This is a genomic window from Pseudomonas sp. MF6755 (assembly GCF_016405635.1).
Lineage (GTDB): Bacteria > Pseudomonadota > Gammaproteobacteria > Pseudomonadales > Pseudomonadaceae > Aquipseudomonas > Aquipseudomonas haemolytica.
This window is the reverse complement of sequence record NZ_JAEKDA010000035.1, coordinates 22,492-28,628: the sequence shown is the minus strand read 5'-3', so window position 1 is coordinate 28,628 and position 6,137 is coordinate 22,492. Positions and strand designations below refer to the sequence as shown.

Sequence of the window (6,137 nt, the reverse complement as noted above, 5' to 3'; positions counted from 1 at the left end):
GAATGCAGACAAGGACGGCTATATTTCACTCAAAGTGTTACCTATGTGAATGCACTTTTGTGTAACCCATGTGGTTGTCCCGTACACGCCCCACCACTCGGCACCTCGCCTAGGCTCGGTGTGCCCGAACGAAGGCTTGAATCCGTGGGCCGCCGCAATGGGCCATCCATGGCCCAGTGCGGCTAACCCGGCGTCCTGCCGGGTTACCCACGGATTCAAGCCTGCGTTCGGCCAGCGTGGTTTAACGGGGCGCTTGAGATCAAAAGCCAGATCAAAAGCGACTCGCTTCGCATCGTGGATACGCTGGCGGCGCTTCTGCTTTTCTGTGGGAGCCGATCAGTTAAGCGAACGAAATGCTCAAGGCAGCGAAGATCAAATGTGGGAGCGGGCTTGCTCGCGAAAGCGTCGGTCCAGTAAACAGTGAGGTTGACTGACCCACCGCTTTCGCGAGCAAGCCCGCTCCCACAGGGGTACGCGCACGCAGCATCGATCAGGTCGGCTATAAGGCCGCCTCGCTGTGCTTTAGATTTTGATCTCAGGCGCCCCGTTAAACCACGCTGGCCGGAATTCGACATTGATTTGGGGGGTAAACCGGCAGGGATGCCGGTTTAGCCGCCCCGCGCCATGGATGGCGCGTGGCGGCGGCCCCCCAAATCAATGTCGGATTACGAGCACACCGAGCCTAGGCGAGGTGCCGAGTGGTGGGGCAAGAGCGTTTTGCTTACTTTTGCGCTGTTCAAAAGTGAGCCGCTGTAAGAGCGGAACCATAAGCAGCCGTTACCCAAATAACGGATATGTACCCAGTCAACCCCGGCCCGCGTGATTCACCCGGCCGCCTACCCGCTCAAGGCCGCTGCGGCTTAACCGACACCCCAAACGTATTCCCCATGCGCGTACCCGTCGCCGCCGGCGTGGCCAGACCCACCTGGTGGGGCGGGCGCTTTTGCACCGGAACGTTCTGTGCCTCACGGTTTTTCCGGCTGGCCTTGGCCGCGTCCGAATCGCTGCCCATCTGCTGACTCAAGCAGCCGTAATCGGGCGCTTTATAGCCATCCACCGTGACCTCCGTGCAGCCGGTGGCCGCAGTGTCGGCATGGGCGAGCAAGGGCAGGGCGACGCACAGCCCTAGGCTGGCAAGTAGTGAAATACGCTTCATCGAGGCCTCCTGGCCGGCCCGTCAAGGAGGGCCGTTAGCCGAGCAAAGTGTAGTGCAGCGGGCTCGTCGTCATCGTGATGTTTTTTTTGCTATCACCGTAACATCAGGTTCATAAACTGGCCTCAGGATGACGGTTTTCAAGGACACGTCGACCGTGCAGCGAGGCAGAGCGGGAGGTGAGCAAGGGGACTGGAGGTGGGTCGCTGGCGCCCTGGCCTTGCTGTTGATGCTGAGTGGGTTTGAACCCGCCCAGGCTGAACCTGAGCTGCTCACCCTGGACCTGCCGGCGCAAGCGCTGGAGCCCGCACTGCACGCCTACAGCCACGCCACCGGCATGGCGGTGCTGGTCGATCGTGAGTTGACGCGCGGCCGGCGTTCCATCGGTGTGCGGGGGCATTTTACAGCGCAACAGGCACTGGCGGTGTTGTTGACGGGGAGCGGTCTGATGGCTCGTTATGCGCGTGATGATGCGTTTACCTTGCAGGTGCCGCAGGTCAGCCAGGCGCCTGTGACCGGTGGGGCGTCGGCGCGCAGTACGGCGCGACTCAACCACAGTTACGCCACGGCCGTGCAGCAAGCGGTCGAGGCCAGCCTGTGCCGTTCGCCATTGACCCGCCCCGGCAGTTTTCGTGCGCTGGTGCAGGTATGGGTCAACCCGCAAGGGCTGATCGAACACAGCCGGCTGGTCAGTTCCACCGGCGATGAACAACGCGATGAGGCCCTGGTGCGCAGCCTGGGCGCGGCACGGGTAGAACGCCCGGCGCCGAGTTCGCTGCGCCAGCCGGTGACCTTGCTTTTGATGCCCGACACCACAGGAATGCGCATGGAATGCACAGCAGGGAACGGAGCCACGGGGGCATGAAAAACACCGGGCATAGCCCCATGGTCAGCCTGTTCCTGGCCTCCTACGAGGACTTCAAGGTGCGTTTGCGCAAGCGCCTGGGGTCCGAAGACCTGGCCAATGATGTGCTGCACGAAACCTACCTGCGTGTCGACCGCATGGACGTGCCGCCCAACCTGCAACAACCCAATGCCTACTTGTATCGCATGGCCCTGAACATCGCCGCCGACCGACGCCAGGCTGACGCCCGCCTGCTCACCGGCAGCGAAATCGAAGAACTGCTGCAAAGCGCCGACGAAACCCAGGACCCGTCACGGGTGGTAGGCGGCCAGCGCGAGATCCAGTCCCTGGTCAAGGCCCTCTACGAGCTGCCGGCGCGCCGGCGCAAGATCCTGATTGCCGCACGCCTGGAGGAGGCGCCGCACCTGGAAATCTCCCAGCGCTTCGGCATTTCCACGCGTATGGTCGAGAAAGAAATCAAGGCTGCCCTCGGCCACTGCGCCCAGCGCCTCGAAAGAAAAGTGATTCAGCGGTTCGGTCCCGGGGCCGGAAAACCGTCTTAGTGTTGAGTCCCTGATAAATCCGTGAGTACCAGCGCGCTTGAATATTTTTAGCCTTTCCACCGCTCGGGCAACCCCCGCCAGCCCCTTGCACGACGAAGCCCGCGACTGGCTGGTGTTGCTGACCTCGGGCCGTGCCACTGTGGCCGATGCCAAGGCCCTGCGCGCCTGGTGCGCCCTGAGCCCCGAGCATGCCCAGGCGTTCGAGCAGGCCAAGGCACTGTGGCAGCAACTGTCACCGGCGGTTGAGCAACTGAACCGGCCGCGTCATTTTGGTCGGCGCGCGTTCCTCGGTGGCGCCATCGCCGCGTCCGTGGCTGTAGTCATGGTGCGCGTCGGTGTCCCCGGCGGTTTTGCCGGCCTCACCGCCGACTATCGCACCGAAGTCGGCGAGCAACGGCAGGTCCAGTTGAGCGACGGCGTCAGCCTGGAACTCAACACCCAGACGCGCATCAGCCGTGTGGAGCAGGGCATTGAACTGCTCGAAGGCGAAGTCGAAGTGGTCACCCACCTGGCCCAGCCCCTCAAGGTCCAGGCCGGCCCAGGCTGGATAAGTGCGGCCCAGGCCCGCTTCAACGTGCGCCACACCGGCGACAGCGTATGCGTGACCTGCATCGAAGGCTCGCTGTCGGTGGACGCCGCCGGCAGCAGCGCGAGCCTGGGCAGTGGTCGACAACTGACCTACGGCGCCGCCGGCATGGACGCCGCGATTGCCGTGGACACCCAGGCGGTCGTGGCCTGGCGCGAGCAGGTGCTGGTGTTCAACAACGCGACCCTGGCGACGGTGGTGGATGAAATCAACCGCTATCGCCCGGGAATGCTGGTGCTGCTCAACAAGGAACTGGGCCAGCGCCGTGTGCAGGCGCGCTTCAGTTTGCAGCAGTTGGCCGGGGTGGCGTTGTTGATCCGCGATGCGTATGGAGCCAAGTGCACGGAGTTGCCGGGTGGGGTGGTGTTGTTGAGTTAGGCCGCGGCTAATGGACAGGTGCCTGAATAGCTGGTTTTCCCGAGGTTTGCCGGGTGCGCGCCTACAGGGCGGGCCGCTATTTCAACGGTCCCACCACCTGCCGATATTGCTCCACCCCTTGGGGCGTTTGCCTGACCAGGCTGAACTCCAACCCCAGCGGTTCTTCCTGGCGGTTGCCGCTTAACTGGCGCCAGCCCTCGTCTGCTTCCCACACGCGTACCTGCAAGTCACTGACGCCGGTCAACACCACCACGCCATCTTTGGCCGCTGGCAGCGGATAGCGTTGCCGTGGCGCGGCGGCGGCGCGGTAGAGGGAGTCACCCTTGAGCCACCAGCGCACCCGTTGCAAGCCGTCGCCGGCGACGGGGGCGCTGCGAATGACGTCCAGACGAAAGCCTTTGCTGTCGGAGCTGCGCACGGTGACGGCCGCCAGACCAGCGGCTTTGTCGGCCTGTTCCTGGGCGGTATTGGGCGCGTTCAGTTCGACGCTGGCGCGCAGGCTCAGATCGCGTTGCAACTGGTTCAACACCCGTAGCAGGGCTTCGGTCTGTTCGGTGCTGGCCTGCAGGTGTTGGTCGGCGCGGGTCACGCTGTCGAGGCCGCGCCAGGCGATCAGGCTGACCAGCGCCATGAGCATGATCGCCACCATCACTTCAATCAGCGTGAAGCCTTGCTGGGATGGCTTCATGGCGGGCTCACCACGCGCAGCAGGCCGGCGGCATCGCGTTGCAGGTCGAGGCGGTGCTGGCCGTCGGACAGCACCACCCGCAACGGCGGGCTGATCCATTCGGCGTCGAGTACCAGGGTTTGCCGCGGTTCGATGCTGACCTGCATCGGTGTGCTTTCCCACAGGCGCGGGCGTAGTTGATTGTCGCCCTGGAACGCCTCGACGCCCATGCCATCGTCGCTCGGGCGGTTGAAACGAAAGCCCTTGGCGTCGGCACGCCAGGTGATCGGGCGGCCGTCGGCGCGGGCTTCGGCCTGGGCCACTTGCAGTACCTGGCTGAGGCGTTCGGCATCTTTGCGCAACAGGTGCAGCGGGTCGGGCCTGATGGTCAGGCTGATGGCGGCGCTGGCGATGCCGATGATCACCAGCACCACCATCAGCTCGATCAGGGTGAAGCCGTGCTGTTTCATCGGTCGCTCCCTGGAAAGTTGGTGAGGATGTGCAATAAAAAAGTTGGAATTAGTGTGTAGGCTGGCGCAACGGACAAACAGGAGGTCCTGCCCATGGCATTTGCCCAGCGTTTTTCACCGGCCCACGGCGTGCAGCTCGTCGCGTTGTTGGCGGCTTTGGCCGGCGTCGCGGTGTGGACGCCGCTGTTGCTGACGTCCACCGAGTCCCACACACCCCAGGCTACCCCCCAGGCATTGGCGGCGCGCAGTGACAACCCGGCGTTGCAGTGGTTTGCCAGTGCGCCGACGACCTTGCAGGTCAAGGTTTCGGGGGTGCTGGCCGGCGCGCGCGGCGCGGTGGCGATCCTCAGCCTCAATGACGGCCCACCCCGCAGCTTCCTGCTCGGTGAGCGTCTCGGCCCCGGCGTGCGTTTGACGGCTATCGAGGGCGATGGCGTGGAGATCGAGCGCGCTGGCGAGACGCTGCGCGTGCACCTCGACAAGTTGCCGGACGCGCCACCCTTGCCGCTGCTCACTCGCCCATGACCCGGGTTTCCAGGCGCGCCAGGGGTGGCGCGTCGCGGCTGGCGTCGAGCACCTGCACGCTAACCTGGAACAACCGCCCATCGGTGTTGACGGTTTGTTCGCAGCGCAATTTCAGCCGGCCCTGGTCGCACTCGAAAGTCTGCCGGCCAGCCTTGATGCGCCCACCCAGGCGCAACTCCGCCAGGCGGCTTTGCGCTGCCAGCAAGGCCATGGCTTTGTCGCGCAGCAGGCCGTTGCCCGAGGTCATCACGCCGGCCACGCGCACGGCGGCGGCCATGGCTACGGCGATGATCGCCAGCGCTACCAGCACTTCGATCAGGGTAAAGCCTTGCTCCTTGCGACGGTGGTACATGGCGCTCTCAAAGCCTGGGCACAGGCCTGCAGACTAGCCGCGGCAGTTGACCGAACGGCGACTAAAGCTCCCGAGGATTTTCAATACGACTGACATATGTTCTTGCAACACTGCGCCACGAAATGCACCCCCAGCCAAGGAATGTCGAGATGGATATCGCGCCCCTAACGTCCCCATTGCCAGGCCCTCGCGGCCAACGTGGTTTCACCCTGATCGAGATCATGGTGGTGGTGGTCATCCTCGGGATCCTGGCCGCGATGGTGGTGCCCAAGGTGCTCGACCGCCCGGACCAGGCCCGGGCCACCGCCGCCAAGCAGGACATCGGCGGGTTGATGCAGGCGCTGAAACTCTATCGCCTCGACCACGGCACTTACCCGAGCATGAACCAGGGGCTCAAGGTGTTGGTGGAGCGCCCTGCAGATGCCAAGAACAGCAACTGGCGCGCCTACCTCGAACGCCTGCCCAACGACCCGTGGGGCAACCCGTATCACTACCTAAACCCAGGCGCCAATGGTGAAGTGGACGTGTTCTCCCTGGGCGCCGATGGCCAACCGGATGGCGACGGCGTGAATGCCGATATCGGCTCCTGGCAGTTGTAA

Annotated in this window: 9 protein-coding genes; 5 read left to right on the top strand and 4 right to left on the bottom strand. The window is 64.1% G+C overall.

What is annotated here, in order from left to right; all coding sequences use genetic code 11:
- Window positions 1-844: 844 nt before the first annotated feature.
- The gene (locus JFT66_RS29225; protein ID WP_198860594.1) at window positions 845-1,156 is read right to left on the bottom strand and encodes a hypothetical protein; all 312 of its coding nucleotides are present in this window, start codon (window positions 1,154-1,156) and stop codon (window positions 845-847) included.
- A gap of 226 nt (window positions 1,157-1,382) precedes the next feature.
- Between JFT66_RS29225 and JFT66_RS29220 the strand changes: the two genes are divergently transcribed.
- Genes JFT66_RS29220 through JFT66_RS29210 form a run of 3 tightly spaced genes read left to right on the top strand, consistent with a single transcriptional unit; the run spans window position 1,383 to window position 3,524 of the window.
- Complete coding sequence (locus JFT66_RS29220) at window positions 1,383-2,018, top strand: secretin and TonB N-terminal domain-containing protein (RefSeq protein ID WP_233097221.1); 636 nt, start codon at window positions 1,383-1,385, stop codon at window positions 2,016-2,018.
- Entirely contained in the window at window positions 2,015-2,560 is a 546-nt protein-coding gene (locus JFT66_RS29215; RefSeq protein ID WP_034120010.1) for an RNA polymerase sigma factor, read from the top strand. Before JFT66_RS29220 ends, JFT66_RS29215 begins: the two co-directional genes overlap by 4 nt.
- 37 nt (window positions 2,561-2,597) lie before the next feature.
- A complete protein-coding gene (locus JFT66_RS29210) occupies window positions 2,598-3,524 on the top strand; it encodes a FecR family protein (protein ID WP_198860592.1) in 927 nt (308 codons plus the stop codon).
- A 76-nt stretch (window positions 3,525-3,600) separates the two neighbouring features.
- Here the strand turns inward: JFT66_RS29210 and JFT66_RS29205 are convergent, their stop codons facing one another.
- Both JFT66_RS29205 and gspH read right to left on the bottom strand, forming a co-directional pair.
- On the bottom strand, window positions 3,601-4,212 hold the full coding sequence (locus JFT66_RS29205; RefSeq protein WP_198860591.1) for a PulJ/GspJ family protein: 612 nt from the start codon (window positions 4,210-4,212) through the stop codon (window positions 3,601-3,603).
- Window positions 4,209-4,661, bottom strand: a complete 453-nt coding sequence (gspH, locus tag JFT66_RS29200) for a type II secretion system minor pseudopilin GspH (protein ID WP_198860590.1) — start codon at window positions 4,659-4,661, stop codon at window positions 4,209-4,211. Before gspH ends, JFT66_RS29205 begins: the two co-directional genes overlap by 4 nt.
- Before the next feature lie 93 nt (window positions 4,662-4,754).
- Here gspH and JFT66_RS29195 point away from each other — a divergent pair, with 93 nt between their 5' ends.
- The gene (locus tag JFT66_RS29195) at window positions 4,755-5,186 is read left to right on the top strand and encodes a type II secretion system protein N (protein WP_198860589.1); all 432 of its coding nucleotides are present in this window, start codon (window positions 4,755-4,757) and stop codon (window positions 5,184-5,186) included.
- On the opposite strand, the gene gspI is transcribed toward JFT66_RS29195, so the two are convergent.
- Window positions 5,173-5,538: a type II secretion system minor pseudopilin GspI gene (gene gspI, locus JFT66_RS29190; protein ID WP_153838390.1), complete on the bottom strand. Its 366-nt coding sequence runs from the start codon at window positions 5,536-5,538 to the stop codon at window positions 5,173-5,175. The two genes, JFT66_RS29195 and gspI, sit on opposite strands and share 14 nt — an antisense overlap.
- 149 nt (window positions 5,539-5,687) lie before the next feature.
- On the opposite strand from gspI, the gene gspG reads away from it, so the two are divergent.
- Complete coding sequence (gspG, locus tag JFT66_RS29185; RefSeq protein ID WP_034120003.1) at window positions 5,688-6,137, top strand: type II secretion system major pseudopilin GspG; 450 nt, start codon at window positions 5,688-5,690, stop codon at window positions 6,135-6,137.